Source organism: Calothrix sp. CBUCES-K 9914, assembly GCF_059640475.1.
This window is the reverse complement of record NZ_JBXXZH010000480.1, coordinates 1-2,231: the sequence shown is the minus strand read 5'-3', so window position 1 is coordinate 2,231 and position 2,231 is coordinate 1. Positions and strand designations below refer to the sequence as shown.

The window sequence follows — 2,231 nt, the reverse complement described above, 5'->3', positions numbered from 1 at the left end:
GGGCACATCTGGGCCTTGCTGCTGTTGGGGACCTGCCATCACAAGGTGCAGCAGTTGGCGGGTGAGGGCAACGGAGCTGCGCAGCTTCTGCGGAGTAACGCTGCCCTTCACTCCACACCCTGCCTGCTTCGCTGGCTCACTGATGTGCTGCACCGCTGTCGACTTTGCACCAAACCATGCTGCAGGTATGAGTGCTGGTCGAAGATCCTGGGCCTGCAGTCGCTGCAGCTGCAGCAGGCGCTGCGCATCGAGCTGGGCCTGCCTCCAGACTATGACTCACCACAGAAGGCTGCGCAGGCAGCAATGCCGCCACCAGGCACACCAGCTGTTGAGGCAACTACGGTTTTTATGTGCCCAGAGCGTAAGTCCTGATACATTAGAAACCGGGTTTTCTTTTATTACTTACAAACGCTCCGAAAAGTTAATTAACATAAACCATCCGTTACATCCGTTGCTAATCTGATTTTGTGGGTAGGACAGGCAAGATGCCTATCCTACGGGGGTTTTAATCGAATATTAAATCTAGGCGTTGTTGTGATTGTTTTAATGCTTCTTTGGGGGAGGTTTTGCCTAGTAGGACTGCTTCTACTGCTCGACCGATATTTTCTGATACTCGATTGTAACCTGGGAAAATTGGGCGTGAGCGTCCAAATTTGGCTTGGTCTAAAAATACTTCTACTGCGGGTTGTTTTTTTGCAAATTCTAAGTATTTCGGATTTCGGCGAGATTTGATGTTTATTGGTAAGTATCCGGTTCCTAATGCTAGTTCGGTTTGAAATTCTTCGCTCAATGCATACTCTGCAAATTTAAATGCTGCTTTTTCTCGCTCCGGCGCCGTTTTAAATAAAAATAAGTTTTCACCACCAATACTAGTTGCTGAACGTTTATCAACAGGTATGGGAAATACGCTAAAATCTATACCTTTAGCTTGAAATTCTCCCAGTGTCCAAGGACCTGTTAACTGCATGGCAACTTTACCTGCTACCAAAGCATCGGTTTCATAACCGCGTTCTGGCCCTGATAGCACAGCAGAACCATCTGTGATTAAATTTCGCCAAAGCTGTAATGCGGACACTGCTCCTTTATTATCTGCCAACTCAACCGCAGCTGCTACTTGACTTTCACCATTTACTAACTCACCTCCACCACTCCACATAAACGGCAACCAGGTAAATACTGTAAATTCTCCTTTTCCTAAAGGTAGAACCATACCATGCTGATCTATTTGTCCGTCGTTATTTGTATCGCGCGTTAGTTTTTTTGCTACTTGCCTAAGTTCTTCCCAAGTCTTGGGTATTGTTACTCCTGCTGCTTTAAATAAACTAGGTCGATAAAAAACACCGACATTGTTTGTTGCAAAAGGTACAGACCAAATTTTTCCTTTGTATTCCATTGACTCGAATAGCGCTGGGTCAATTTCTGGTTTTACAGGTGATTTATTCAGATATTCATCTAAAGGAATTAATGCATTAAGTTCGACCAATTGACCTCCTATAGTTGGATTGTACCAGAGCAAATCAGGAGGTGCATTGCCAACAACTGCCGCTAATATCTTTGGCATTTGCTGGTCTTGCTGTCCGACATATAATGATTCAACTTGAATATCTGGGTGAGTTTGATTAAACTTATCAACCAGCTTTTGCAACACATCACGGTTTGGTGGTGGGTTTACACCTTGCCATAAAGTTAAACGTATCACTCCACTGTTACTAGAAGGCGCCACTTGACACCCTGTTATCAAGACTAGGAAGCATAGGAGTACTATTAACCTACCAAAATAAGTAAAAAGCATTTTTAAATCTATCTATAGATATAAAAATAATATTCTCATCACAAAACATAGCATATTGATACCGCAAAGTGCTTTCCAGGGGTTCGGTGTAATGCCTGTCTTACGAACTGGCAATGGCTTGGCAGGAGTGTAAATTTAATAAAGATAGATTAATATATTGACTTTGGATTATGGCAGGACACAGTAAATGGGCAAATATTAAACGCCAGAAAGCAGTGGTTGATGCGAAGAGGGGTAAAACCTTCACGCAAATGTCACGGGCAATTATCATTGCAGCACGTAGTGGTATACCAGACCCAGCAGGAAATTTTCAACTGCGGACTGCTATCGAAAAAGCTAAAGCTGCTGGCATTCCCAATGATAATATTGAGCGCGCTGTCGCTAAAGGCGCCGGTAATAACGCTGGCGACAATAGCCAATTAGAAGAAATACGCTACGA

Annotated in this window: 3 protein-coding genes; 2 read left to right on the top strand and 1 reads right to left on the bottom strand. The window is 43.8% G+C overall.

The window, feature by feature from the left end; all coding sequences use genetic code 11:
• Window positions 1-372: hypothetical protein (locus AC2JBO_RS44190; RefSeq protein WP_496959956.1), on the top strand; the 372-nt coding region annotated here is incomplete at its 5' end.
• A 133-nt stretch (window positions 373-505) separates the two neighbouring features.
• Here the strand turns inward: AC2JBO_RS44190 and AC2JBO_RS44185 are convergent.
• Window positions 506-1,792, bottom strand: coding sequence for an ABC transporter substrate-binding protein (locus tag AC2JBO_RS44185; protein WP_496959955.1), 1,287 nt, complete (start codon window positions 1,790-1,792; stop codon window positions 506-508).
• 170 nt (window positions 1,793-1,962) lie between these two features.
• On the opposite strand from AC2JBO_RS44185, the gene AC2JBO_RS44180 reads away from it, so the two are divergent.
• Window positions 1,963-2,231 (top strand): transcriptional regulator family protein (locus tag AC2JBO_RS44180; RefSeq protein ID WP_496959954.1); only part of this gene is annotated, 269 nt, incomplete at its 3' end.

What these genes read in the sequence shown, in the direction of transcription:
- AC2JBO_RS44185 (WP_496959955.1), bottom strand. Translation starts at nt 1,792, where the DNA reads ATGCTTTTTACTTATTTTGGTAGGTTAATAGTACTCCTATGCTTCCTA.